The sequence below is a fragment of the Salinimicrobium gaetbulicola genome (genome assembly GCF_042676025.1).
Classification (GTDB): Bacteria; Bacteroidota; Bacteroidia; order Flavobacteriales; family Flavobacteriaceae; genus Salinimicrobium; species Salinimicrobium gaetbulicola.
Genome location: NZ_JBHTJP010000035.1, coordinates 1,032,532 through 1,059,153, shown reverse-complemented (window position 1 = coordinate 1,059,153; position 26,622 = coordinate 1,032,532). Strand labels below are relative to the sequence as shown.

Genomic DNA, 26,622 nt, shown 5'->3' with positions numbered 1-26,622 from the left:
TCAGTTAGATTTCGCTTTCTATTAATTTATATTTTTCCAAAACCTGCTCCCGCACCCTGCCCCTGTCCAGCATAGGCCTAATATATTCAAAATTATAAGCAACTCCCGCTTTAAGATCCTGGCTCCCGTTAATTGCTTCTTTTAAGATATTTTTTAATTCCTGAACATCAGTCGGATCTTCTATAAGCACTCCGTTTTTCCCGTCTTCAATCAGTTCTGCAGTCGCCCCGCCGGGATTTGATTGTATGGGAAATGCACCCATGACTATTGCTTCCAGCAAGGTGTTGGGCATACCGTCTGAACTACTGTTGCCGATATATAAAAGAGATCTACCCATCAACTCCAAAACCTCCTGACGAGCTAATTTCTCTAAACATTTCAGGTTATTCCAGTGCTTTAAATCTGAAGAATCTATAAATTCAAAAACTTCTTCTGCCGCACCAAACACTACGATTTCATAATTTGTGAATTCCTCACGCAGCCCGGAAACTGCCTTTAAAACTTCCACACACTTCCCGTGTTTCCCCTGGTAGCCTTTTATGAGGATAATATTCCTTTCCTCATGGGGTTTGGAAGACTCTGCCAGCTTCTCAAGCTCAAAACCTCCCCCACCGGGGAATACTCCCATAAATTTTCCTTGAAATCCATTCTCCCGTGCGATCTCCTGATCCCGTTTACAGTCTGTAAATAGGTAATCGATCTTTGGTAATACTTTTTTAATTCCCTCTAAATACTTCGGTTGTTCTCTGTAGTAATAAAGGTCACTTCCCCAGGTAGAAAGTATCCATTTAACCTCCGGAAATTTTTCAATCACCGGAAGGATTGGAACTCCTGACAAATAGATCACAAAACTGTGAATTACATCCGGCCGGATCTCTTTAATTTTGGATTCCAAAACATCTGTAAGTTTCCGCTCATTTAAAAGGTTTACTATCCGGTTCAATTTTGGTGCCCTGTTCTTAATAAAATATCGGCCCTTAAAGTTCTTTTTATACCTCCAACCTATAATTTGTTGTGCGAAGTCTATTTTCTCAACATGAGTATTGGAATCGAATACATCCAGCCAGTAAACTTCATGACCTGAATCTCTCAACTGTTCGGTCCAGTTAAAGAAGTGTGGGGCAAATATGGAAACCATGAGGATCTTCATGCACTCTTCTCTAAAACAGTATCCAATACCTTTTTCAAATGACCAGCTTCCAGGTATTCCTTAATATCAGGTCTTTTCAGATGAAAGCTTTCCGGGGAAATCTTCCAGCACTTATACAAATCCTCTATGAGTTGAGAAATTCTTTGGGAATCGATAATTTTTGACCAGTAGGGATACTCTGTCCCTAATAATCTTCGAACTTCACTCTTCTCAGGCCCCAGTAAAAGCATGGGCTTATCGGAATTTACACAATGAGGGAATTTTCCCGGAAGGAATGGGCTGATCTCAGATCTTGCTTCCAAAATGATATTTACAGCTGTCTTCTGCTGCATGGCATAGACCTCTTTAAAGGGAAGGTAGCCTTCACTGGCAATTATGTTTGGTATTTTGCCTGCTTCGTCCATTACCCTCTCGTTACTGCCTCCTAAAAATATCAACCTGGAATCCGGTTTTGCCTCCGGATGACGATTCAGGAACATATTATAAGCTTCCAAAAGAGGCTTTGGATTTCTAGCTCCCAGTAAATTGCCTGCGTGCAATAAATTGAAGTTTTCAGGATTGAAATATTCCGGAAAATCAACCTTTTCGTGGGAGTATGCAACGTTCTGATGCGGGATGATGATCCCCGTTCTTAAAAAGTTGGGATAAAATTGCCCCATCCATTCTTTCAGCAATTGTGAAGGAAAGGCAGAAAAAGCAGCTTTTTGGGATACCTTTCGAATAAAGGTTTCCTTTTGTTCATAGCCCGGCTCTTTCCAGGTATATGGTTTCGGATAGTGGTGCATGGGATAAGGGTCATGCATATAAGCAAGCCACTTTGAATGCCATTCTGGCATCTGAAGTAAAGCGTGGTGTGGCCTGAAACTGCCTCCTTTGCTAAGGGTAATTACCAGGTCGGGCTTAATATCCATGTTCTTTAATTCTGAAACTATGCTATTGCGATCGTTCATCAGGGTAAAAGAAAAACCAAAAGTATTTTCGAGTGGACGGTGAAGTTCTATTTTAAGATAATTACGAAAATAGCGTTCCAGCCTGCTTAACAGAAATAGAAAACTTCTTCGATTCTCCCGGATCTTTACTGTCGAGATATCTTTAAGCACTATATCTTTCTTGCTAAAATGATATACCTTGAGTTGATATCCGGCCTTTTTCAGGTTCTGTATAAACGCCCAATTAGCTTTAGAACCACTGCTTTCATCAACATCAATCGATTCGACTACCACAAGGATTTTAGGAGAGGATGACAATTATCAGCAGATTTTAATTATTAAAAGGTAGATGCGGATTCAAAAGGGTGTTAATTATTCTCTCAGAGGCCTTACCATCACCATACGGACTTTTTAAACCTACGGGATCAAACGGGTTTTTCAATAATTCTTTTGCTTCGGCCAGTATCCTCTTTTTATCGGTACCTGTTAATATGGAAAAACCTGCATTTACCCCTTCCATTCTTTCTGAAAAATTCCTGGTTACCAGAACTTTTTTACCTAACCCAGGTGCTTCTTCCTGTATACCGCCTGAATCTGATATAATGAATTCGCAATTCATCATCAACCATAACATTTCGGGGTAATTAACTGGATCAATTAAGTGTATCCCGGGAATATTTCCCAGCTTATCATGTACTTGGGCCTTTACATTCGGATTCAAGTGTACCGGATAAATTAAATCTATATTTTCCGAACGTTTCAGTTCCAGCAATGCCTCACAGATCTCGTCAAAACCTGCACCCAGGTTTTCCCTCCTGTGGCCCGTAACCAGTATATATTTTAATTTTGTAATGTCCTTTTCTAATCCGGCAAAACAAATGGGATCTTCCTGGGTCTCAAGTTTGAGTTTCCCAAGATCCAATGCATCCACTACTGTATTCCCGGTAACAACAATTTTTTCATTTTCGATATTTTCGTTCCTCAGGTTTTCTTTTGCCTGCTCAGTAGGCGCAAAATGAAGATCAGCTAATTTTGCGGTTATCTGTCGGTTTAATTCCTCGGGAAATGGAGAGTTCTTTTTATAGGTACGCAAACCTGCCTCTACATGAGCAACGGGAATCCCTTTGTGAAAGGCGGCCCAGGCGGTCATCACGCTGGTGGTGGTATCCCCGTGCACCAAGACCCAGTCTGGCTTTTCCTCATTTAGTATTTCATCCAGTCTTGTCAGGATATTGGCGCTTAATGAATTCAGAGACTGATCGTGGGTCATTAAATTCAGATTGTGATCAGATTCGATCTCAAAGAATTCCAGAACTTGTTCCAGCATCTCCAGGTGTTGACCCGTGTTGCAAATAACATGATGAACCCCCTGCTTCTTCATTTCATAAATAACAGGGGCCATCTTTATGGCTTCAGGGCGCGTTCCAAAGGACACTAGGATTTTCACCAAACTTTTCTTTGAATTAATTTCTTATACAACGGATAGATTTTTTTAAAAAAAAGGATTCTTAAATTCAATAATCGAGGGAACCTGAGATCAATACCATTTTCGCGAAAAAAATAATAATGCATCTGCAAAACATCCATCGAATTATGCGAATACTGCAGAAATACTTTTTTGAGTTTCCATTTAAAGTAATAAGGTACTTTAATATGGTGGCTTAACAAGTGAGAATATATTAAATGTAAACTTAATAAAAATGAATCCAGACTCTTCTTATCGGTCCTAGTGCTTATTCTTTCATTCGAATGCTCACGATATAAAACATAGCAACCACCTGTCATTACAAGTTTTTTAGAATGAAGTAATATCCTTGTAAAATATTCTGCATCGTCATTAAGGCTAAGACTTTGATTCCACATACCTGCGGAGAAGGTTATTGATCTAGGAATTAGGTATGCCGAGGCGGGAATAAATGATTGTTTTTCAAACAATTTTTTAAAAAACGATTTGGAGTTTAAATATTCTTCTTCAGAAATTAGATATTTCAGTTCAATCTGTTTTCCAGTCCAATACAAATCCCAACTACAAGTTGCAAAGCAATCTTCTTCAGAATATTCTTCTAATTTTCTAATTTGAAATTCCAGTTTATTTTTTGAAATCAAATCATCATCATCCAACCATTGAATGTATCTTCCCTTGCTTTGTATCAAACCATAGTTTCTACACGATGCAGCACCTTTTAAGTAATAATCAGGTCTTGAAAAATATTTAAATCTTTGATCTTTTATAACCCAATCCTGTAAAAAGGGAATAGTTCCATCTGTACTGCCGTCATCTACAATTATACATTCCCAGTCCTTTAAAGTCTGAGCCCGAATTGAATCCAATGCTTCTTTTAAAAGATCTTTTCGATTAAAGGTCGGCACTATTACTGAAACCTTCGGAGTTTTAGATAAATCTGCTGTTTCTAGATCCAACTACTTAATTTAAATATGATTTTTCGATTAATTTTTGCCATTGTCAGCCCCAATCTAAGATATAGCTCAATTTTCCACGGCATGTTTTGCTCCTTTATATATTTCAAAAAGCTTTTAATATTGGAAGGATTATAACTATACACCAGGAAGTACTTTGCAAAAAACAAAATACTGAATTTCGTATGAATTTTTTCCTTGGTAAGATAATCACATAGGATAGTCCTGATCACTCCCGAGGTTTTTCTTTTAGAATAATCTGGATCTGCTCCCATCGTGAGAGTATTTTTATGCTTTCTGTAACTGTAAAGATATTCGTCCACAATCCCATAATTAGAAGGGAAATGGTATCCAATCCGGGTAAATAATTCCCATTCTTCTGCATGGGAAAGCGTTTCATTAAATCTAAAGTCCTTTAGAATACTCAATCTCCACATGGAACTTAGGGTATTTATCTTCAGGTCACCGGAAAGAATAGCATCACCCGCATGCTCGTGGTGAAGGTCATATGAAGGTCTATGAAAACTTGACTCTCCTTCTTTCATCTCAACAAGCTTGTCAAATTTACAAACGGTAAAAACCATTTTCTCATCATAAAGAAATGGTTTTAACTGCAATTCCAATTTTTGAGGATACATGATGTCGTCATCATCAAAAAACTGAACAAATTCTACTCCTCTTTTTATGGCCAAGTCAAGACCATAGTTCCTGGCACCGGCAGCACCTTTATTATAATCTTTTGTTCTTTGAAAATAAAAAAATCGTTTATCTATATTTAAATAATTTTCTACAACTTCACGAGTATTATCAGAAGAACCATCATCAATAATTAGACATTCCCAATGTGAATAAGTCTGTTTAGAAATACTATTCAAAGTCTCTCCAATTAGGTGTGCCCTATTATATGTCGGAACAACAATCCCTATGAGGGTTTCAGTTTCCATACATTTTTAAAATATAAGATGCTTTGCGAATTGGCCAAGTCAGAAATTTACCAATTCGGTATTCCAGACTTGCCTTTGCCTTAATCTTGCCTACCTCTTGTCTTGATATCTGACTTAATAGTTGCCTTATCAGATTTGGATAAAACTTTTTATATAGTTCTGAATGTTTAAGAAAGATATATTCAGAAAGAATGTATTTCTTTTGATTAGCCTTAAAATTTCTCGAATTCTCACTGTTACGATAATTGAATAGAATCTCGGGTATAACAAAGGTCTTTTTTCCAGAAATGTGAAGGCGAATAAAAAATTCCCAATCCTCAAAACCACTCATTTTTTGATCATAACCTCCTATTTTCTGCCAAGCTGACTTCGGAAACAGAGAGTTGCCTATAGAAGCACTTTTAAAAAGGAAATTTTCCAATCCACCGCCAGCAGGTTTATAAATTTGGAAATTATTATCATCCTTGAACCATTTGGCATAACAGGTTACATTAATAAGCTCAGAATTGGTTAAAAGAATTTTAACGGCTTTTTCGCAAAAAGTAGGTTCAAAAAAATCGTCACTATCCAAGTTCAAGATGTATTCTCCATTAGCAGCTTTAATACCATTATTCCGTGCAGCTCCAGGCCCCATATTACTCTGGGTAATAAGCAGATCGATTTTTGGTTCTAAAGTTTTTAAAACAGCTTTTGTTTTTCTGTCCGAACCATCATCTACAAGGATTATTTCTTTATTTACATATGTTTGACTAATGGCCGAGTCTACTGCCTTCTTAATATGCTTAAATTCATTATAGCAAGTAATTACAATGGAAATTTTAGGTGTCATTTAAAAAGCTTTACTAAAAATTTCATCCATGGCTTTTGCGACTTCCTTAGGCTCATATTTTTTAATTACTTTTTTCGGTAATTTAAAACCCTCTTTAAAAAGTTTTTCTCCTTCACCAATTGCTCCTACAATTGAGCTAATGGAAAAAGGATCAAATGTTGGAAGTCCAATTTCTTTTAATTGTTCTGTCAGATTTCCTGTTTCCGCTGCCACGACAATTTTATCAAAAGTAAACCCGAGAGGAACATTTCCGGAATTCAAAGTTTTAATTCGAGGAATCAATACTATGTCTGCAGCCGACATTAGTATAGAAAATTTTTCAAAACTTATTTTCCCATAACTAAAGAGATATTTTGGAGGGGTGTGATTCCTTTCAAATCTATTTACAATAAAATTTCGTACGTCAAAAAAACCTTTCAGCCTGGTTCTTCCCGGAAATTCAAATTCAATTTCATTTCTCATTTTAGTAGCTATCAGCACCTTATCCCTTCTCCTAAATTTTTTAAAAGATTTTAAAACCATTTCCCTTTCCTGAAAATTCCTTATAGTCCCAGGGGCTATTATTACAAAAGAATTATTATCTATTCCTAATACCTCTCGAGCATAAACTTTCGGATAAATTTTAAAAAAATGAGAATATAGCGGATGATATACAACTTTATGTCTGGCGGTAGGATATATTTTTTCATATTTCCTTTTGCTGAATTGACCTAAGTGAATAAAAATATCGGAATTCTTTTCGATTAACTTAAAAAGTCTTTCAAAATTCGGAGTCATTCCTTTATGTCTCTCATCATCATGTTTAGTATAAATGATGGTAGAGCTTGCCTTCCATTCTTTTATTGCAGCTTCAAGGGTTTCCAACTGATCAATGGTTGGTTCATACCAGTCAAAAATAGCTTCTGGCCAATGTATATTGACGATCTTAAAAGAAGAATCATAATTTTCAAAATGGGAATAAACAAATTCACAATGAGAATGTTTTTCGATTTCTTCTAAATATGGATTCAGGTCTTTCTTAAAAGGAAGGAAAATTTTCATTTAAAACAGAATTCTTAAAACACCGAAAAAATAACCTTTTAGCCTGCTTAAGAAGAAAGGACTAAAATATTTTCCCTTTAACTTATTGATAACTTCGTTTCTAAGGTTAATTCCATAAGCTTGAACTACAGATTTCCAATCATGATGATACTTTCTGGCAAAGATCAGCCGATTCCTCATCATTAAAAAATGATATTTTTTTCCTTTTTCACTGCAAAGGTTATAGGCGCGACAGCTTGAATTCACTGCAAGTTTGTAGCCCTTATTTTTTGCTTTTAAACACCAGTCAGTTTCTTCAAAATACATGAAATATTCTTCAGGCAAAAATCCAACTGACCTAAATGAGTCTGTATTAATTAAAATACAACTACCGTCTATATAATCAATTTCATAGTCTACAATTTCCTTTACTTCAGAAGAAAATAAGTTTTGGTTTTTATGCAGTGTAGTACAGAGTTGATCTTGTAAAACAATACCCCCGTCCGAAAAGATCTTGTCATCCTCTTCTCTCTTCAAAATTCTAGGCCCAACGGCAGCTATTTTTTTGTCATTAGTTAAGGTTTCCAATAATAGAGGCAGGGTAGTCTTAGAAACACGGATATCGGGATTCAGAAGCCAAACATAATCGACGTCTTTCTGAAGAGCGATCTTAATTCCGATATTGTTCCCGCCCGCGTAGCCTGAATTTTGATCATTGCGTTTAAGACAACCTTCAGGAATTTCTTTCTTTAATTTCAAAAAATCCTTTTCCTCTGAATTATTATCTATAATTAAAATATCTAAATAATTGTATTTAAAAGACCTTAGGAGGTTATAAAGAATAATAGTATCAGAGGAAGTATTATAATTTAGGATAATAGCGCAGACCGAATAATTTTCAATTCCCATTTATATTTTTAAATCGTTTCTCCTTCCCTGATCACCAAAATTATTTTTTTTAGTAAAGGAATCTTTTATCCATACTTGATTTGGTATCTCCTTGGCAAGATCTCTAATATATCGGAAATCCGCACCCCTCCAAGCATCCCATTTTACCGCCTTTTTGTATTTAGAATGAAACGCGAAACAGGCAGTGTCAATATTCATATACTGGATTTTTTCAACCTTGAATGCATCATCATCTGGCAGCTTTCGGCTATCAGGATATTCTGTCTGGAAGATCAGCAGGGTATCTTTATCGACATTCTCAATCACCTTCGTCAAATCTTTTAAAACTGTTTCATTTGCCAGCATATCATCATCATCAAGGAATAAAATCCAACCATGATTTACTTTCCTAAGCAGCCGGTTACAATATAGGTTGTAAGGTTCAAAATTCAATTTATGACCTTTCCTAGTTAGCCTTCCCTTATAAGTTTTCTTTTTTACTCTTATTAAATCTATTTTCTTTCCTTTTAAATAGGACAGATCTTCCGGAGTGTCATAGGAAACAATATGCCTTATATTGGGATAGGTTTGGTCATCAACCGAAGAAAAACATTTCTCAAAGCCTACTGGTCTGCCGGAAGTACGGGTTAAGACATTAATCAAAATATCCCTTTTTTTTTTCTGAGCAGGATCTTTAAAGAATGTTGTAAACTTCTTCCATATCTTCATTAGGCACATTTCTTTTGGTTCAGGATTGGGGAAACTTCTCGGAACCGATCTCTGAAAAAGATCCCTCTTCCAAAGATTTTCATTGACAATTGATAAAGAAAATACCAGGCACCTGATTGGATTTCTCCATTAGTCAAAAAGCCTGCTGTAAGATTTTTTAAGACCTTAAATGAAGGTTCTGTAAAAAATGACCTTTTTACTGCTTCTACAAAAAGGATATTTTGTGATTCTTTACAGCGATCCATTTTCTTAAAATCAAGCCATGTATGATAGAAAAATTCCAATTCATGCCCGAGCATCAGAGCCTCATTTTTCTTTAATCTCGTCTGTATGGAAAAATCGTGAATTCTTCTCTTTGTAAGATACCTGTCCAATAAAAATGCATTCTCAGAATAACAGGTTAATCTGGTAAAAAAATTACGCTCTTGTGCGGATCTAAGGTTATCATTGAACCTTAAACTCTCTACAAGTGATCTTCTACACATGAAATCATAAGTTAACCAATTAATATTCTGAACGAGATAATTGTAATGTGTTAATCTATAATTTTCAAACTTGTAATGATACTCATTCTTATTAATAACATCGGTTGTATCGGGATCCCTAAAATTGAAGGCTTTGGAAATAACGTAGTCTACATTATTATTATCCAGAACATTCACTTTTTCTTCTAAAAAAGAAGGCAGCATGAGGTCATCACTGTCAAACCACTGAATGTACTCTCCGCTGCTAATCTCAAAACCATAGTTGCGGCAGGTATTCGCTCCCTTCCTGGTGCCTTCTGGTCGCTTAACATATTTCACCCGGCAATCACGGCCACAATAAAATTCAAGTAACTCTTCTGTATAGTCTGTAGAACCATCATCTACTATAATACACTCCCAGTCTTTAAAGGTTTGAGCCAGGATGGAATCAAGGGTAGCCCCAATGAGCTCCGCACGATTGTAGGTTGGTATAATAACTGAAACCATATTAAACAGGTGAAAGAAAAGTGTTGTGTTTGATCATGACCTTAGAACTACAGGTCAATCCTACTTTTACAAGACCATATCAGCCTTTGTAAATCGAATATAGCTTATTGTAGGATCTTAGTCGCAGGACTTTCAAATTGAGGTTCCTGATCATTTTTTTTTGCTGGTCAAATCTTTCTTTAAAGATGGTGTAAAGTTGCTGGTCCAAATGATTATGATCTGCTATGGCCATTTTGGTCTTATCATCAAGTGCCTCCAAGGACTGCCGTTTCCTGGTGCGATTTTGAACCTTATAATACGGTAGGCTCCACCCATATTTTTCTTGAAGGAGGATTAGTGATTCATCAAATTCTTCGGTAAAGCCTACAAAAGAAAAATGATTCTGTATGTTCTCAAGTGCCTTTTCCAGCATTCCTTCACCTTCTTCAACCATACCACTTATCCACCTAACCTGCCCGTTATTAGTATCGGCATCCTTGAGTTGAGTAACAAATTCATAAAGACTCATTTTGCTCACTTCTTCGAATAATCTGTGGCTAGGATTATCCAGTACATATTGATAAAAGGATATGATGCGTTCTTCAGGTTTTCTGAGAAAGGTAAAGTATTCTGATGGCCCGGTGAAATGTTCGTGAAACCCGAACTTTAAATGACCCTTTACAAGCCTGATCCTTTCCTTCTCCAATTTCGGCAATTTTAAAAAATCAGCCGTATTGAGCTCGTGAGGATTCTTTTCTCGAATACTGAAAACCTTCTGCTTTTTATATAAACGATCCAGGATAGAATTTAGGGTAGTTCCCCCATTTTTGGGGAGGTGAAGAAAAAGAAGGTGTTTATTCAAAATTTATTGATTGGGAAAATCCAAATTAAAACTTTCAAGATCCTATATAGAAGATTTATATAATTTAATTAGGTCATCAGCTAATATTCGGGAATCAAAATTATTTTCAACATATAATCTTCCTGCCTCCCCCATACATTCTCTGACTTCAGGATGATCAATTAAATATTCTACTTTCTCTGCAAATTTTTTAATATTTCCAGCTGGTATGACATATCCAGTTTCATTTTCAATTAATCCATATTTCATACCTCCCACATCGGAAACGATTACTGGTAAATTCATGGATTGTGCTTCCTGAATAACAAGCCCTTGAGTTTCTTCACGCCCTGTCTCAGGATCAGGTATACCTGGCATTATAAGTACCGAGGACCTATCCATTGCAGCTCTAACTTCTGATTGAACTAAAGGTCCCATACATATAACTTTTCCCTTCAACCCCTTATCCAGTATCAGATTCGAAATTTGGTTCTTCATTTTACCATCCCCCACTATTAATAGCTCACAATTAGAATAACCATCTTTTATCACTTTTCCCAGAATTTCAATGGCTAAATCGGGTGCCTTGAGTGGTATCAAACGGCCACAGAATAATATTCTAAATTTTCCATTTTTGTTATTCGTTTCTTCTTTTTTGAAAAAAGATGTATCTAGTCCAACGGGAAGTACATGCATATTTTTTAGATCAAGATTAGAGCCATTTAATAAAGATTCCAAATATTTGGTGTTTACCGTAAGAGCAGAATATGTTTTTAAAATATTGGGATAATGCAAATTAATATTAGCAGCAACCTTCGGAATTAGATCAAACCCGTGAAAGCTGACAATTAATTTAGTGTTTTTAAAAAGCCCTATATCAAATAATCTGGCAATGCGCTCTCCATTATGTCCGAAATGGGCATGAATAACATCAAACTTCCGGTAACGATTGTGAATTAAGAACCATCGAGCTTCATAAAAAAGCATGAAAAAAGACGATTTACGATAAAGGTCTTTTCTTCTAAGAATTTGAAGTAATGGGCTGAAATTAACTTTAGTAATATTCTCAATTAACCAGAAAAAAAAATCCTTTAGCCTTTTTTTTCTGCTTTCTGGACACTTTTGATGATAATAAGTTTTTTCAAGTAATTTATTTTCTTTTATAGAATCGTGCCCAAAAAAAACAGCTTTTTTGTATGAATAAATATTGACCCCAAATTCATTCTTGATTATTGCGTTTATTTGGTTAATAATAAAGGTTTCAGATAAAGAAGGAAATTGGCCTACAATATATAATACCTTCATGACACAAATATATCTTTAGCAAATTCATTCAAATGAAAAGCTTGAAAACAGAATAAATTATCGTGTTGGGGTAATTCTTCCTTTACCTTTACTTCAATTAAACCTGATTCACTTTCTTTGCCATTTTCCTGTTTAAATACTAGATAATTTAATTCTTTAAGCAAAAAGTAAATTTTAATTGGTGAATTTTGAGAATAAACATCTGTACTATATTCTAAACAAATAATTGGCTTAAACTTCTTTATAGATTTTAAGGCTCCTTTTAAAACTTCTAATTCATACCCCTCAACATCAATTTTTAATAAGTTCAATTTCTTTATGCTCTTTCTTTCTATATACGAATCTAACTTCTCAATAAAAATGGGAAATCCATTTTTATTGTCAGAATTAACAAGGGAGGCTGCACCCCTATTTATATGTAACCTTTCAAAAATTTCACCTTTTTTATTTGCTGACCCAAGTGCTAATTGATTAGGATAGATATTTGTACTTTGATTAATATTAATATTATCTTTAAGTATATCAAAAGTTACAGGGTGGGGTTCAAAAGAAAATACTTTACCATTTGATCCTGTCAATCGAGAGAAATGAATACTCATAAGACCAATATTAGCACCTGCATCAATAATGATGTATCCACTCTCGATTATTCTATTGAAAATTTTTAAAGTTCCTTTTTCATAAATGCCATTCTCAAATAATCTTCTTTCAATACCCTTATCATAAAGAGGAAATATTTTTAATTTAAACCCGCTATTTATTTTTACAATTAATCCTTTTTCAATATTAGGTTTTAGTAACATTAATAACCTTCTCAAAAAATATTTGCCTCTAAAAGATTTTTTATCAAGATAAAATTTGGCTTTATACCAAAGATATTTTCTATTGAAAATTCCCATCCAGTAACATCTTTGAAGTATTTCTATTAATCTTTCCTGATCCCCAAAAATCTCCAGGTATGACTTCAAATGGTAAAACCTTATCGATTACATCACAATAATTTTCCTCTCTTGTATTACCGTAGGAGGAGAAAAGCCAAAAATGATATTTACCTCCTCTTAAATTCAGATTTGGTATTTCTAAATTTAATTCTGAAGAATTTTTTTCTAACCTAAAACCTAATTCGTCAAAAGCCCAAAAGCATATCAATTCATCATTTTGCTTAATTCCTACGGTAATAATCAATTTATTAATGTCTATTCCTCCATATTTAAATCCTATTCTTAATCTAGTATAATCACCAGAAGTAAAAACATCCGACACAACCCCTTCAGAATCATGTAATTCAACAGAATTAAATTTAAATTTTTTATTATCTCCTAATCTATCAATTCGATCTTCTAAGTCTTTAATTTCTTCACCACTATAATAATTCAAATAAGAAGAAATTGCTTCAGCCGTAATACCATCAAATCTAATACCTCCATCTTCCAATAACAAGGTCCTATTACACAACATATTAATGCTAGCCATATTATGGCTAACAAAAAGTACGGTTCTCCCTTCCCCGGTGGAAAGGTCCTGCATCTTCCCTATGGCCTTTTTCTGAAATTCGGCATCTCCAACGGCCAGCACCTCATCTACCACCAGGATCTCAGGCTCCAGGTGGGCAGCTACCGCAAAACCCAGTCTTACCGTCATCCCGCTGCTATAACGCTTCACCGGAGTATCTATATAGCGTTCACAACCGGAGAAGGCGATGATCTCGTCCAGCTTTCTTTTGATCTCCGGTTTGGTCATGCCAAGTACCGCACCATTCATAAAGATATTTTCCCTGCCGGTAAGTTCTCCATGAAAACCGGTCCCTACCTCCAGTAAAGAAGCAATCCTGCCTCTGGTCTTTATGGTCCCGGTCGTAGGCGCAGTTACCCGCGAAAGCAATTTAAGCAGTGTTGATTTCCCGGCACCATTTTTCCCAATGATCCCAAGCACTTCGCCCTGCTTTACTTCAAAATTGATATCTCTGAGGGCCCACACATAATCTTCATTGGCCGCTGAATTGCGTTCGTTAACAGCGCCAACTTTTAAAAACGGATCTTCTTTCCCACGCATCCCGTACCACCAGCGTTTAAGGTCATCTCCAAGAGTGCCTGTTCCTACGGTGCCCAGGCGGTATTGTTTACTGATGTTTTCAGCTTTTAAAATAGTGCTCATCCACGCCTTTTCTTTTCCGGTTTTTAATCTTTTATTAAAAATTCACTTTCTCTAAACTTTTAGAGAGTTCAATACTTTCTCTTCAAATTCTGGATAATTTATTATAATATCTTCTTGTTCAAAGGTGTTTATTTTTTTGTAAACACTATAAACTTCTTTTGAAGGCAAACTCAAATGTTGTAAAATTTTATTCACCGTTGCCTGATGTCGATCTGCAAGCAATAGATCTTTTTCGTAATTGATATAGATATAAGGTATATTATGAAGCGATCTTATTTCTTGGCCCCTTAAATTCTCATATCTTTTAATTCTTTTATTAAATGAATTACAATCTATTTTAATTCTCAATTTCCTTTTCTTTCCCGAGGTGTAGTGATATTGTGAAGAGTCCTCTGCAAGAAAATTTGAGAGGGTTTGATCTAATTTACTACTTCTTTCCAACCAAATTATTTTCCACCCCTTTTGTGACAATTTCGATAAAAATTTATTTGGAGTGTCACCTTTTCGAAGAGCAGAATTTAAATTCTGAATCTTTAAATTAAATAGAAAGTTGTTTTTGGCAATCTTTGAATAGCCATTTATATAGCGATAGGGAAAGGCTACCTGTTTTTTGTCATGATCAAGTATCTCATTGTAAGAATCAAAATACCCTGTAGATTTTAGAAGATTGTTTAGTAAAGTGGAACCTGAGCGGCCTTGAGAATATATTATAAGATTTTGAGAAGAATTATTACTATATCGTAAATCCCAATAATAGGCTCTAACTTCTTCAAAACGGTCACCCAAGATTTTTTTAAAAAATAAATTAATGTATTTCCTCAACATCTATCTGCTTTTAATATACTACTCATTAATGAGCAGATTGCAAATTTAATTTGTTTAAAAACATTTATAATTGTCGAACCATTTAATGAATCCAATGCTGAAGATCTCTATTAATCAGTTTTTCCAATTCCAAAATTTCCTTTTTATAGTAATCTAATAAAATAACCTTTTCCTTTCTGGAGATTTTTTTTGGCAAAGCATTCATATCCTTAATTAATAATTCTAATGAAGAACTTAATGTTCCTAATTTTTTGGCCCACCGATGAAAAACATAATATTTCGGGGTATACGAATTTTTCATGTGGACCTTCTCTACATTAAAATGAAATGATTCTTGTATTCCTAAAAAGTGGATGATCTGATTACAAACTACGTTCGCATCTTTCTCCAATTCATCAAAAGTTACTACCAGTATATTTTCAGGATCAAAGAATTCATAATACCTCTTAAGATGTTTACTGTAATTCCCTTTTTCTAAATATTCAAAATAAGGCACTCCATTTCTTAATCTTCTCTCCCCTATACAGGCAATAGCTTTCCGAAAGCTTTTTACAGGCTCATAGCCCATTTTCACATTATGCCTCCAATCGGAATAAGCCCTCTCGATTGGATTCCTTAATATCAATATTAACTTCATCCTGGGATTAAATTCACGTATATTCTGTGGAGCAATTTCGGTATGGAAATAATCTGCAGATGCTTCACCAATAAATCTTGCTTCCTTTTTCTGAAATAACATCAGATAAGAATTTAAATCCTGGATAGTTGATTGTTTGATTTGCTCTAATACCTTTTCATTTCCACAAAAATCTAGGTCCCTATCTTTCCAACAAAAAAATTTTGGCTCTTTTCTATCAGAAAATTCGATTTCCGGGTGCTGTGATAGATATTGATAAAGAGAAGTGGTTCCACTTTTTGGAGAACCAATGATTAAGAAGTTTGGTTGTTTCAAAATTCTCCCATGATTTACACAGTATCTATAAAATTCTTTTCGGTCCGGTTGAAAACCACCAGTCCAAAAAGAAACAGCATTATGGACACCCCTAAAGTATAGAAAAAGCCGGTCCAGGTAAAAATCCCAGTGTTAAGTATCATATACCGAAAACCTTCAATAATTTGAGTAAGGGGATTGTATTTTACCAGCCAGGCCCAATCTGGCATTTTTTCGGAAACTTCACTAAGGGGATACGGTACAGCAGAAAAATAAACTAATAAAGAGGTTGCAAATCCCACCAGTACCGTCAAATCGCGGTATTTAGTTGTAAAAGCCGAAATAGTCATTCCGAGCCCAAGTCCCAATAACGCCATCATGAGTACATAGACCGGAAAAAGGAGAAGATTTGAATTAGGGCTAATATTTGTACCATTTGATACTAAATAAAAGTAAACTATTATGAGAATTGTAAGTTGAATTCCAAATTTGAAAAGGTTCGTGATCACTGTGGAAAGAGGCATAATTACCCTTGGGAAATATACTTTACCAAAGATACCGGCATTAGACCTGAATGTATTGGAGGTACCTGTAAAGCACTGACTAAAATAGTTCCAGGCGGTTATCCCGGTAAGGTTAAATAGAAAAGGAGGCACCTCGCCCGTAGGTATGTTGGCAATATTATTAAAGACTAGAGTAAAGGTTATAGCTGTAAACAAAGGTTGTATAAAATACCAAAGTGGGCCAAGGATAGTTTGTTTGTAGACCGTCACAATATTTCTTTTCACAAACAACATTAGTAAATCGCGGTAACGCCATATCTCTGCGAAATTCAAATCCACAAGTTTTCTATTTGGCGAAATAATATACAACCAGTTGTCTCTTTTATCTGTTTCTTGCATTATAAATCAATCATTCTAAGTATTTACCTGTCTCAATTCTTATATTTTTTGCTGACACACCTTCTCTACAATTTTTTTAAAGTTTAAGGCTGAAAACTGCTTATCTTTTTTAAGAAGGTGTTGAATATCCTCAACATCGAAATCTTTTTTTTCTGAGTTCATTTCCTTTTTCATGAGATTAACGAGTTCGTCCACCGAAAAATTAGAAGTAACTTCCCTTCTGTTTGCAGGGACTGATTCTAAAACACCTCCACAGGGAAAAGAAATTACTGGTTTGTTAAAAGCGGTTGCCTCTAAAGCAGCCATGGAAAAAGATTCGCTAAACGATGTTAATAAAAATCCATCAGCAACATTAAGGTATTGATAGTATTCAGCCAAAAGCCTTGGTATTATTTTAATAGTTGACTCTAAACCATTTTTACTGATGAAATTTCGTAGGAAAATTTCGTAGGCATGTGAATCAGTAGCCCCTACCCATAAAAATTTTGCATCAGGAAATTCCCTGACCACTGACTTTGCAGAATTTATAAAGGCTTTGGGGTTTTTATTGACCAATAGTGCCCCGCTCATCATCCAGATAAAATCGGTATCCTTATATCCTAATTCTTCACGTTTATTCTTTGCGCTAAGAGGCAGATTGAATCTTTGAAAGTTTATAACCGGATATAGCACTTCCAATTGCTTTTTTCTTCCTAGAATTTCAAGATATTCCTTTACTGCTGAAGATGAGCATAAAATCAGATCGACCTTTTCTATTAAAAATTTTAAATTATCCTTATTCAAATTAACCAACATATCTTCAGTCTCATGAACATATAATATGGTTTTAAAACCACTCATAAGAGCTGGATCAATATGTTTTAATGAAAGTAAGGTATTCAGTAAAATTAAATCTTGGGGATATTCTTTTAGGAATTTACTGATATAATCAAACCTTGATACGTCATTCCTTTTTAAAGCTCGAGTTTTGATCTTTTTAAAAACAGAGTTTCTATTCGGTTTTAAAATTTTAACAGAGGGATTCAAATCGTCAAAATTTTCTAATCCGCCATTAATAACCGTTAGTGTAAAATTGATTTTACTTGACGAAGAATTCATTAGGTTTCGCAGTGCAGCCTCCGAACCTGAATTTCCAAAAAAAGGTGTTACAACAAGTATTTTCAGAATTATTTATTTAAAAACGGACAGGATTCAATTAACTTCAATTGCACCTTATTCAAGAGCTTTAAGTCAGGTAATAGAATGTCTTTCTCCAATACCTCTTCCAACAAACGCTCATGAAATTTAAAAGGTTTGTAAAGCCTTATTCCAACAGACAGAAAGTAATCATTAAATTTGATGTCGTCCCCATCCAAATCATCAGTAAATTTCACCCAAATCGCAGGCACTCCATAGGCATGTGCTACAATAAGGCCATGTAATGATGAGGACAAAATCAAACGTGCACCTGCTATTTCTGAAATAATTTCTTCCAGATTTCCTTTTTTCAGGTCAACCAACTCTAAATTTTCGTTCGCGCTTAATAAATTTTTAGCCTCTTCAAAGTCAACATAATGAGGAATCACAAGTGTTTTATTTGACTGAGCTTTTTTAGAAGCCGAAAAATAATACGGAAGTAACAAGGCCGGATCTCCCCAAATTTTTTTCATTTTAATTCCGCTAGCAAGAACCCTACTATATGAAATTGGTCCTCGTACAGCAAGTATATTGGCATTCGCAATTTGTGCATTAGATTTAATTATTCCAGCTCCCCATACAATATTGTCTGTACCCACTAACTCAAGTATACTACCAATTACAATATATACCTTATTAGTTTTCGAAGACCTTAAAGGGTGCCAGCTAACTTTCTTGCCCGATATTTTTTCAACAAGAAAAGGAACCAGGGCATCACCAAAGTTATCCCAATTTTCCCCTTTTATATGCTTGTGGGATGACCAATAAACAGGAAGGCCCTTTTCTTTTTTAAGGCTATTATATTTCCTCTTCAGGAATTTTCTCATTATACGATAGTTCTTAAATCTTTTGAACCTTCTTCTTTAATTTTAGTTTAATTAAATAAATGTATGTTCTTGTAGGCCCAAGAAAACCAGTCTTTTTTTTAAGATCAAACCACAATTTAATTGACTTTGATATTTTATCTTCCCTAAAATAACTAGCCATCAATCCGGTCTTTAATTTTAAAATCGCCTGTTCAATTTCAGGCAAAAAATCTACAAATTCAGGTAATCGTTTTAAATATTGAAGTATTGTTAAATTCACTTCCCCTATCCGACTTTTTGAACGCCTTAAAACCGCTGAAGTCCCGGAATCCTTACGGTAAACTGAGGTAACATCATTTAGAAAGTGAATTTTGCCACCTTCTTTGGTAACCCAAAGGTACGTGGGCCAGTCTCCGTAGGGCAGATCTTTTATCAGATCCTCTAAAAACGCACTAAGTTTCCTTTTCCTAAACAGAACTGTAACTGAAGCTATATAATTCCCGAACACCAGCTCCCGAAACGAACTGGTACCGGGAATCTTACTTATATTACGAACATGCTTTTTTCCAGCAGGGTAGAGATTTTCATTATTGGTGAAAATCACATCATAATCTGAATTAGACTCCAGAAAATCCACCTGCTTCTGAAGCTTTAATGGGTCTGTCCAGTAATCATCCCCGTCACAGATGGCGACATACTTACCTCTACATGCCGCATAGGTTTTCACATAATTAGCTCCCAGCCCAATATTTTCATCATTCAGTATCAGTTTTATCTTTTCAGGATGAGCCTCCGCGTATTTTTGACAGATCTCCCGTGTGCCGTCAGTACTGCAATCTTCCCCGATCACCAACTGATACTTAAAAGAGGTTTTCTGACTCAGTACTCCATCGATAGCCTGAGAAATGAACTCCTCTTGATTATAGGTAAGCATAAAAACGCTGACCATATATTTCCTTTGAGTCATTTTAAAAATAAAAGCTAAAAAACGTATTTAGTAACTACTTTTATATCCAAACAGTAAATTATGGAATTAAAAGATTCAGTTATTATACACGGTCCAGGAAAAAGTGGCACTACACTCCTTAACGACATTTTAGCTCTGCACCCTCAACTTTTCTGGATTTCTACCTATACGAATCGATTTCCAGCGCTTCCTGTTCTTTCAATTCTGAATAATTTTCAATCCATCCCATGGATTGAAAAAACAACCAGGGGAAAGCAAAACTTTCCTCGCCCGGCAGAACCATTTAATTACTTCTCACACCATATCACCGATTTTCGTCTTAACCTTTCTTCCTTCAAACCAGAAGAAAAAATGAACCTTATCCATTCATTAAATCAGGTAAGTGCATTACAAAAAGGTGAACGACTTATAACAAAAATTACCGGTCCTTCCAGGTCTGATTTTCTTAATGACATATTCGGTTCTCCCTATGTGATATGGATCGACCGCGATCCTAAATCTATCATTGCCTCTTATTTTAAATATAAATGGCGATACAAGAATAATCTGGAGGAATTTTCCTCGAAACAGAAAAAAGAGTTAATCAGGGAATATGCTGAATATTACAACTGGATCAAAAAAGAAAAAGATCAACTAAAAAAATTTAAATTTAAAAGAGTCACATATGAAGCTCTCATTCACGATCCTCTCAACTTTTTTCGAGAATTATGTCATTTCTTAGATCTGGATTATCCGCGTTCCTTTCAAAAAACCATTTTAAGCTGGAATATCCGAAAGAACACAAATCAGCAATTTACTGATGTATTTAATAAAGAAGAGGTCCGCTATTTAGAATCCCTTCTTATTGAACCATACGAGCAAGAATAATATAACCTTAAATTACTATATGGGTTTACGATAAACTAAAAGTTGACTTCTTGCAAGGGCCCGGTTTAGAGAGACCGGGAAATAAGCCTCCACCTTTAGAGCTCTTTTTCTAAAAGCTTCTCTTTTCTTACCCCATTTCATTATTTTACTGAAGCGCTCAACAGTTCCTACCGGAAGAATATGCACTTCAGTAAAATACTCTCTGCCCACTTTTTCCCAATGACGGGAACTAAAACTTCTCTCAGGATGTGGGTCATTCTCTTTCCATTTTTGAAAGGCTTTCTTATTCCATTTAGAAGGACGCTTTCCCACCGGGACATACCATCTCAATTCATTTAAGAGTTGAGAATTCACAGCCGGCTCAAAGAACCGTGCTTCCCCATCCGGCTTCAGCAGCCTTACCGTTTCTTTTAAAAATTGTCTTTCAACCGGCAGGGTAAGATGATGTAAAAAAGCTTTTCCAATGACATAATCAAAACTGGCCGCAGGAAGATCATTCCTTAGAAAATCTCCTTCCACAAAGACAATAGGGAATTTAAAATCAAAATTTTCATTGAGTCTTGTAACAATCTCCCCGCTGGAAGAAGCAATATCATTCGCAAAAACCTCAGCTCCCAGGGCCGCCATTACTGCTGCGTTAATGCAATTGCCGCAACCCATCTCCAGTACCTTCTTACCATTAAGCTTTTCACGAAAATTATCTTGGTACAAGGCGAACCAGCTGGTTTCCGTGGTGGTGGCCGAATCCAGGAATTCATCCAGGTGATTGATCCAGTACAGAATGTTCTTTATGTCATAATTGGCATAAAGTTTCTCGTAATGATTTTTATTCTTTTCCTGGTTGTCGGTCATTGGCTGTTAGCTTCTTGCCCTCCATAGCTTTAGCGGAGGAGGGTTGGCTGTTCATTGCTCATTGTTTATTGATCATTGTTCATTGTTCATTGACCATAGGGTACGGCTTCGCCGCTGTCACTCCCATATCGGGCGACACGGATACCGGTCAAATATAGATAGTTTCAGGGGGATTTTTACATAATCCTATGTCTTTCATCGGGAAAATCCTCACTTTTATCTATAACATAAAAAGAAAATCATTCCTTAATCAAACTGCTACAAAAAAGGACAGCTTCTTAACAAACTCTCTTGCAGGCCCTTGAGCTTTTCAGGCTTAATAGTAGCCTGAAAATCTCCGATCAATTTAAGAAAATCTTCCGTAGAATATCTTCGATTCAAATATTCAGGATCATAAAGCGGCACGTCCACGGACTCCAGGTAATCTGCGAATTTCACACCGTCTCCGAACAACTTATTAGAAAACTCCACCCATACACTGGGAATACCGTAAGCATGGGAAACGATAATGCCATGCAGGGAAGAAGAAATCGTGCTTTCACATTCCAGGATCTGTTTGGTCACATCCTCAACATCCAGGGTTAAAAGGTCGATCACTTTAATATCCAGATCATCTTTATAGGTATCAAATACTTGTTTATGATCATGATAATGAGGAATGATCCCAACTTTGTATTTCTTCATTACTTTTGGATTGAAATATTCCGGCATTAGCAAGGCAGGATCCCCATATACCTCCGGACAATTATATCCAGAATCCATTAAAAATTGCCTGGTTCGGGGTCCGCGTACAGCTCTGAAGTGGGCTGGCGCGATACTATGTTCCCTGTCTATTATACCACTACCCCAAACAATGCTGTCTTTAGTTGCGTGATGAAGAATACTTCCTGCAGTCAAATAATTGGTTCTATTCCATTTATACCATGGCTGTTTTTTAGGATGTACAAATTTGATCGGGCGCCCGGCTATTTTTTCTACCAGGTATTTTCCCAGCAGATCCCCGTAATTTTCCTTTTCTCTAAAAATGAATTTGATCTCACTCCACCAAAATAAAGGAATGGGTTTTCGCTTGTCAATAATGAGTTCTTGGTTTTCTGCGTGGGACATAGTATGAATCAAATCTTTTACTCTTAGACGAGCAAAATACAACAGAAAAATGAGAACGGGAACCGGAATCTGATTTTCCATTATCTTTGGTCCCAACCAGACATTCATGAAAAAAAAGAAGATCTTTATACTACTGCCCGATGGCGTTGGCCTACGAAATTTCGCATTCACTTCATTTGTGGAAATTGGAAAACAAAAAGGTTGGGAAGTGGTGTTCTGGAACCAGACATCTTTTGACCTTTCTGAACTGGGATTTAAAGAAATAAGACTAACCGGCAACCCACGTGCCAAAACCGATCTGCTAAAGCGAGCTAAGATAAATGCGGAACTTGATCATTTTACCGACAAGTTTAGGGAACCCGTTTACCAGACCTATAAATTCCCTTCTTCAAACATTGGACTGAAGAAAACAGTAAAAAACGGGATCGTCAGTTTTTATAAGGAAAAATATAAAGGAGAGAAAGGTCTTCATAAATTAAGAAATAAATTAAAGGCCTCGGAAAAAAAAGGCCCCTTGTATAAACACTGTAAAGAGATACTGGAAAAGGAAAGGCCGGATTATGTTTTTTGCACCAACCAGCGGCCGGTAACTGCCATTGGTCCCCTGACCGCGGCAGAAGATTTGGGGATTCCTACCGGGACCTTCATTTTCTCCTGGGATAATTTACCTAAGGCGACCATGGTGGTGGAAACAGATCATTATTTTGTGTGGAGCGAGTACATGAAAAATGAATTGCAAAAATACTATCCTTTTATTCCTGCGGAAAATATACACATTACCGGAAGCCCGCAATTCGAACCACATTTTGATGAAAGCCTTAGAAAATCCAGAGAGGTGTTCTTCAAAGAAAATAACCTGGACCTTCGCAAGGACTACCTCTGTTTCAGCGGGGATGATGTTACAACCTGCCCTGATGACCACCGGTATTTACAGGATATGGCAGAAGCAGTAGAGAATTTAAACCAGGAAGGACACAAGCTTGGAATAATTTTCAGGCGTAGCCCGGTGGACCTTTCAGGTCGCTATGACAAGGTACTGGAGAAATATTCTGAAATTATCACACCTATCGCCCCAAAATGGAAGAAAGCAGGAGATAACTGGAATGCTATTTTACCCACAAAAGCCGACCTGGAGTTACAGGTGAACACCATTCTTCACTCAAAAGCTGTTGTAAATCTGGCATCTTCCATGGTCTTTGATTTCGCTATTTTTGATAAGCCGTGTTTATATCTCAACTACGAGGTAGATAACAAGCAGGATAACGACTGGAATCCGCGGAAGGTCTATAATTTTATACATTTCAGGTCGATGCCTTCCCATAATTCCGTGATCTGGTTAAATTCTAAAGAAGAAATTGAGGCAAAACTAAAATTAGCCTTGAATGATACCTCGCAAATAGTGAGCGAGGCGAAACACTGGTTTGAAAAGATTAATCTACAGCCGGCAGAAAAAGCGTCTGAAAGGATCTGGGAAAGTATTGATGGATTAACAAATAACAGATTACCACGTCCTCCCCTGTCGGACTCGCAATGACAATTGCCATACCTACAACTGATAACTTACAACTGATTTATGCACCTAGCCTTCCTCACATCTGAATACCCCCATTCCCGCACCACTCCGGCTGCCGGGATAGGCACCAGCATCAAAAATATGGCTGAGGCCCTTGTGAAAAAGGACGTGAAGGTTTCGGTTTTTATATACGGTCAAAATGAGAATGACATATTTACTGAAGGGGGAATAAAATTTCACCTGATAAAACAACAAAGATCTAAATGGTTAGGTTGGTACCTGCACCGCAAATTTTTACAGAATTACCTCAACAAATATATCGCGGTCGAACAAATTGACGCTGTCGAGGCCCCTGACTGGACGGGTATTACGGCTTTTATGAGCCTTGGATGTCCATTAGTGATCAGAATGAACGGCAGCGACACTTATTTCTGTAACCTTGAAAAAAGGCCTCAGAAGAAGAAAAATTACTGGTTCGAAAAAATGGCCCTGCAAGGGGCTGAGCATCTATTGTCTGTCAGCGAATTCACAGCTGAAAAGACCACCAAATTATTCAGATTAAAAAGAGAGATCAAGATAATCCCGAATTCAGTGGACGTCGGGAATTTCATCCCTAACAATGAGCGGGTAATCCCAAACACCATTTTGTACTTCGGCAGTATCATCAGGAAAAAGGGCGTCCTGGAACTGGCCGAAATTTTCAACTGGGTAGTGAAACAAAATCCGGAAGCAAAGCTCCTGCTGGCAGGAAAGGATGTTACAGACTCCAAAACCGGAAGATCAACGAAGGAGCTGATGGAAGAGATTTTTTCTTCCGAAGCCTCAAAAAGGATCGATTGGCTAGGAAACCTGCCATATGAACAAATTCAGGAAGAAATAGCAAAGGCTCAGGTGGTTGTTCTCCCCTCCTTTGCTGAAGCATTGCCAATGACCTGGATCGAGGCCATGGCGATGGAAAAGGCGCTGGTCACTTCAGACATCGGCTGGGCCAAAGAAGTTATGGTGGATGGAGAAACCGGGTTTACGGTTGACCCTGAAGATCATATCACCTATGCAGAAAAAATACTCCTGCTCCTAAAAGATCAGGAACTATCGGAAAAAATGGGTAAGTCTGCCCGTAAAAGGGTAAAAGACCGATTCGCTACCGAGGTAGTAACGGCAAGGAATATTGAGTTTTACCAAAAGATCACTAACAGCCATTTCTAAGAAGGCACGCCTGATAAATCACTTTAATCGATCGCTTAGCAATTCAAAAGCATCTCAACTTTTTTGTACTTTAGTCCGGAATAACAATCTGCATGAAAAAAAGAAAAATCTGCGTTGTCGTCACCGCACGTCCTTCCTACAGCAGGATCAAGACGGCTTTGACCGCTATACAAAACCATCCCGATCTTGAATTACAGCTGGTGATAGCAGGTTCGGCACTATTGGACAGGTATGGAAACGCGGTAGATTTCATTGAAAAAGATGGTTTCCCTATCGCGGCAAAGGTATTTATGGTACTGGAAGGAGAAAATCCTACTACCATGGCCAAAACTACCGGGCTCGGTCTAATGGAGCTTACCAACGTTTTCTATAACCTGAAACCGGATGCCGTACTTACCATAGCCGACAGGTTCGAGACCATCGCGACCTCGATCGCTGCGGCGTATCAAAATATTCCCCTCGTCCATGTTCAGGGCGGAGAGGTCACGGGCAGTATCGACGAAAAAGTACGCCACTCCAACACCAAATTGGCTGACCTGCATTTAGTTAGTTCTGATGACGCAAGGGAGCGGGTGATCAAACTGGGAGAAGATCCTTCGAAAGTTTTAAATACCGGCTGTCCTTCCATTGATCTTGCAAAAGATATTTCCAATAGTCCTGACCTGGATTTTGATCCTATCGAAAAATACGGCGGGGTGGGTGAGAAATTAGACTGGAAGACCGGTTACATAGTGGTCATGCAGCACCCGGTCACTACCGAATATAAGGAGTCAAAAAAGCATATCACCGAAACGCTCAGGGCTATTAAAGAATTAGATTACCCCACTTTCTGGTTCTGGCCGAATGTTGATGCAGGTTCAGACGGAACTTCAAATGGAATAAGGACTTTCAGGGAATTGGAAAAACCTGAAAACATCCATTTTTTCAAGAACATGGATCCTATCGACTTTTTGAAATTGCTGAAGAATTCCAAGGCTCTTATAGGAAATTCCAGCGCCGGAATACGGGAGTGTTCTTACCTGGGAGTACCTGTGATCAACATTGGGAACAGGCAACATCGAAGGTGCCGGGCTGAAAATGTGGTTGACGTGAACTACGATCGTAAGGAAATCCTGGAAGCTGTTAAAAAAGTAATTAAAAACGGACATTTTCCTTCCTCCGGGATCTATGGAGATGGAAATTCAGGAGAGAAGATCGCAGAGATCCTTGCTACTACCGATCTTACGTTTAGTAAGACGATCACGTATTAAAACGCCGTAGGGATTGTAATACAGTAAAACTGACAACCCACAACTGATAACTGACAACTGAAA

At 36.7% G+C, this 26,622-nt stretch carries 26 protein-coding genes; 4 read left to right on the top strand and 22 right to left on the bottom strand.

Going from position 1 to position 26,622, the window contains the following annotated elements; genetic code table 11:
- Window positions 1-4 precede the first annotated feature (4 nt).
- From ACFQ1G_RS14215 to ACFQ1G_RS14120, 20 genes are all read right to left on the bottom strand, one after another.
- A complete protein-coding gene (locus ACFQ1G_RS14215; RefSeq protein WP_380740652.1) occupies window positions 5-1,150 on the bottom strand; it encodes a glycosyltransferase family 4 protein in 1,146 nt (381 codons plus the stop codon).
- Entirely contained in the window at window positions 1,147-2,373 is a 1,227-nt protein-coding gene (locus ACFQ1G_RS14210) for a UDP-glycosyltransferase (RefSeq protein WP_380740651.1), read from the bottom strand. Before ACFQ1G_RS14210 ends, ACFQ1G_RS14215 begins: the two co-directional genes overlap by 4 nt.
- A 37-nt stretch (window positions 2,374-2,410) precedes the next feature.
- A complete protein-coding gene (wecB, locus tag ACFQ1G_RS14205; protein WP_380740649.1) occupies window positions 2,411-3,526 on the bottom strand; it encodes a non-hydrolyzing UDP-N-acetylglucosamine 2-epimerase in 1,116 nt (371 codons plus the stop codon).
- Entirely contained in the window at window positions 3,523-4,500 is a 978-nt protein-coding gene (locus ACFQ1G_RS14200) for a glycosyltransferase family 2 protein (protein ID WP_380740647.1), read from the bottom strand. Before ACFQ1G_RS14200 ends, wecB begins: the two co-directional genes overlap by 4 nt.
- Entirely contained in the window at window positions 4,491-5,441 is a 951-nt protein-coding gene (locus ACFQ1G_RS14195) for a glycosyltransferase family 2 protein (RefSeq protein WP_380740645.1), read from the bottom strand. Before ACFQ1G_RS14195 ends, ACFQ1G_RS14200 begins: the two co-directional genes overlap by 10 nt.
- The gene (locus tag ACFQ1G_RS14190) at window positions 5,431-6,270 is read right to left on the bottom strand and encodes a glycosyltransferase family 2 protein (RefSeq protein WP_380740643.1); all 840 of its coding nucleotides are present in this window, start codon (window positions 6,268-6,270) and stop codon (window positions 5,431-5,433) included. Before ACFQ1G_RS14190 ends, ACFQ1G_RS14195 begins: the two co-directional genes overlap by 11 nt.
- Window positions 6,271-7,134, bottom strand: coding sequence for a hypothetical protein (locus ACFQ1G_RS14185; protein ID WP_380740641.1), 864 nt, complete (start codon window positions 7,132-7,134; stop codon window positions 6,271-6,273).
- 177 nt (window positions 7,135-7,311) lie between these two features.
- Complete coding sequence (locus ACFQ1G_RS14180) at window positions 7,312-8,199, bottom strand: glycosyltransferase (protein ID WP_380740639.1); 888 nt, start codon at window positions 8,197-8,199, stop codon at window positions 7,312-7,314.
- Window positions 8,200-8,907, bottom strand: a complete 708-nt coding sequence (locus tag ACFQ1G_RS14175; RefSeq protein WP_380740638.1) for a glycosyltransferase family A protein — start codon at window positions 8,905-8,907, stop codon at window positions 8,200-8,202. It lies immediately after the preceding gene.
- Complete coding sequence (locus tag ACFQ1G_RS14170) at window positions 8,907-9,878, bottom strand: glycosyltransferase family 2 protein (RefSeq protein WP_380740636.1); 972 nt, start codon at window positions 9,876-9,878, stop codon at window positions 8,907-8,909. Before ACFQ1G_RS14170 ends, ACFQ1G_RS14175 begins: the two co-directional genes overlap by 1 nt.
- Window positions 9,879-9,957: 79 nt before the next feature.
- Window positions 9,958-10,719 (bottom strand): sulfotransferase family 2 domain-containing protein, encoded by a 762-nt coding sequence (locus ACFQ1G_RS14165; protein ID WP_380740634.1) that lies wholly within the window; start codon window positions 10,717-10,719, stop codon window positions 9,958-9,960.
- A 42-nt stretch (window positions 10,720-10,761) separates the two neighbouring features.
- A complete protein-coding gene (locus ACFQ1G_RS14160) occupies window positions 10,762-12,003 on the bottom strand; it encodes a glycosyltransferase (protein ID WP_380740633.1) in 1,242 nt (413 codons plus the stop codon).
- Window positions 12,000-12,902: an FkbM family methyltransferase gene (locus tag ACFQ1G_RS14155; RefSeq protein ID WP_380740631.1), complete on the bottom strand. Its 903-nt coding sequence runs from the start codon at window positions 12,900-12,902 to the stop codon at window positions 12,000-12,002. The genes ACFQ1G_RS14160 and ACFQ1G_RS14155 overlap by 4 nt, the downstream gene beginning before the upstream one ends.
- A complete protein-coding gene (locus ACFQ1G_RS14150; protein ID WP_380740629.1) occupies window positions 12,886-14,157 on the bottom strand; it encodes an ABC transporter ATP-binding protein in 1,272 nt (423 codons plus the stop codon). The genes ACFQ1G_RS14155 and ACFQ1G_RS14150 overlap by 17 nt, the downstream gene beginning before the upstream one ends.
- Window positions 14,158-14,208: 51 nt before the next feature.
- Window positions 14,209-14,982, bottom strand: a complete 774-nt coding sequence (locus ACFQ1G_RS14145) for a hypothetical protein (protein WP_380740627.1) — start codon at window positions 14,980-14,982, stop codon at window positions 14,209-14,211.
- A gap of 82 nt (window positions 14,983-15,064) precedes the next feature.
- On the bottom strand, window positions 15,065-15,934 hold the full coding sequence (locus ACFQ1G_RS14140; protein WP_380740625.1) for a sulfotransferase domain-containing protein: 870 nt from the start codon (window positions 15,932-15,934) through the stop codon (window positions 15,065-15,067).
- A gap of 14 nt (window positions 15,935-15,948) precedes the next feature.
- On the bottom strand, window positions 15,949-16,815 hold the full coding sequence (locus ACFQ1G_RS14135) for an ABC transporter permease (protein ID WP_380740624.1): 867 nt from the start codon (window positions 16,813-16,815) through the stop codon (window positions 15,949-15,951).
- Window positions 16,816-16,854: 39 nt separating this feature from the next.
- The gene (locus tag ACFQ1G_RS14130; RefSeq protein ID WP_380740622.1) at window positions 16,855-17,913 is read right to left on the bottom strand and encodes a glycosyltransferase; all 1,059 of its coding nucleotides are present in this window, start codon (window positions 17,911-17,913) and stop codon (window positions 16,855-16,857) included.
- A gap of 68 nt (window positions 17,914-17,981) precedes the next feature.
- A complete protein-coding gene (locus ACFQ1G_RS14125; protein ID WP_380740620.1) occupies window positions 17,982-18,818 on the bottom strand; it encodes a polysaccharide pyruvyl transferase family protein in 837 nt (278 codons plus the stop codon).
- A 13-nt stretch (window positions 18,819-18,831) separates the two neighbouring features.
- Window positions 18,832-19,746, bottom strand: coding sequence for a glycosyltransferase (locus ACFQ1G_RS14120; protein WP_380740618.1), 915 nt, complete (start codon window positions 19,744-19,746; stop codon window positions 18,832-18,834).
- Between the two features lie 78 nt (window positions 19,747-19,824).
- Here ACFQ1G_RS14120 and ACFQ1G_RS14115 point away from each other — a divergent pair, with 78 nt between their 5' ends.
- On the top strand, window positions 19,825-20,631 hold the full coding sequence (locus ACFQ1G_RS14115) for a sulfotransferase (RefSeq protein WP_380740616.1): 807 nt from the start codon (window positions 19,825-19,827) through the stop codon (window positions 20,629-20,631).
- Window positions 20,632-20,646: 15 nt separating this feature from the next.
- Here the strand turns inward: ACFQ1G_RS14115 and ACFQ1G_RS14110 are convergent, their stop codons facing one another.
- Together ACFQ1G_RS14110 and ACFQ1G_RS14105 are read right to left on the bottom strand one after the other, a co-directional pair.
- Window positions 20,647-21,483 (bottom strand): class I SAM-dependent methyltransferase, encoded by an 837-nt coding sequence (locus ACFQ1G_RS14110; RefSeq protein ID WP_380740614.1) that lies wholly within the window; start codon window positions 21,481-21,483, stop codon window positions 20,647-20,649.
- Window positions 21,484-21,741: 258 nt separating this feature from the next.
- Window positions 21,742-22,590: a polysaccharide pyruvyl transferase family protein gene (locus ACFQ1G_RS14105; protein ID WP_380740612.1), complete on the bottom strand. Its 849-nt coding sequence runs from the start codon at window positions 22,588-22,590 to the stop codon at window positions 21,742-21,744.
- A gap of 106 nt (window positions 22,591-22,696) precedes the next feature.
- On the opposite strand from ACFQ1G_RS14105, the gene ACFQ1G_RS14100 reads away from it, so the two are divergent.
- The 3 genes from ACFQ1G_RS14100 (at window position 22,697) to neuC (ending at window position 26,559) form a co-directional block, all read left to right on the top strand.
- On the top strand, window positions 22,697-24,124 hold the full coding sequence (locus tag ACFQ1G_RS14100) for a UDP-glycosyltransferase (RefSeq protein WP_380740610.1): 1,428 nt from the start codon (window positions 22,697-22,699) through the stop codon (window positions 24,122-24,124).
- Between the two features lie 39 nt (window positions 24,125-24,163).
- Window positions 24,164-25,309 (top strand): glycosyltransferase family 4 protein, encoded by a 1,146-nt coding sequence (locus tag ACFQ1G_RS14095; RefSeq protein ID WP_380740608.1) that lies wholly within the window; start codon window positions 24,164-24,166, stop codon window positions 25,307-25,309.
- A gap of 92 nt (window positions 25,310-25,401) precedes the next feature.
- Entirely contained in the window at window positions 25,402-26,559 is a 1,158-nt protein-coding gene (neuC, locus tag ACFQ1G_RS14090; RefSeq protein WP_380740606.1) for a UDP-N-acetylglucosamine 2-epimerase, read from the top strand.
- Window positions 26,560-26,622 lie beyond the last annotated feature (63 nt).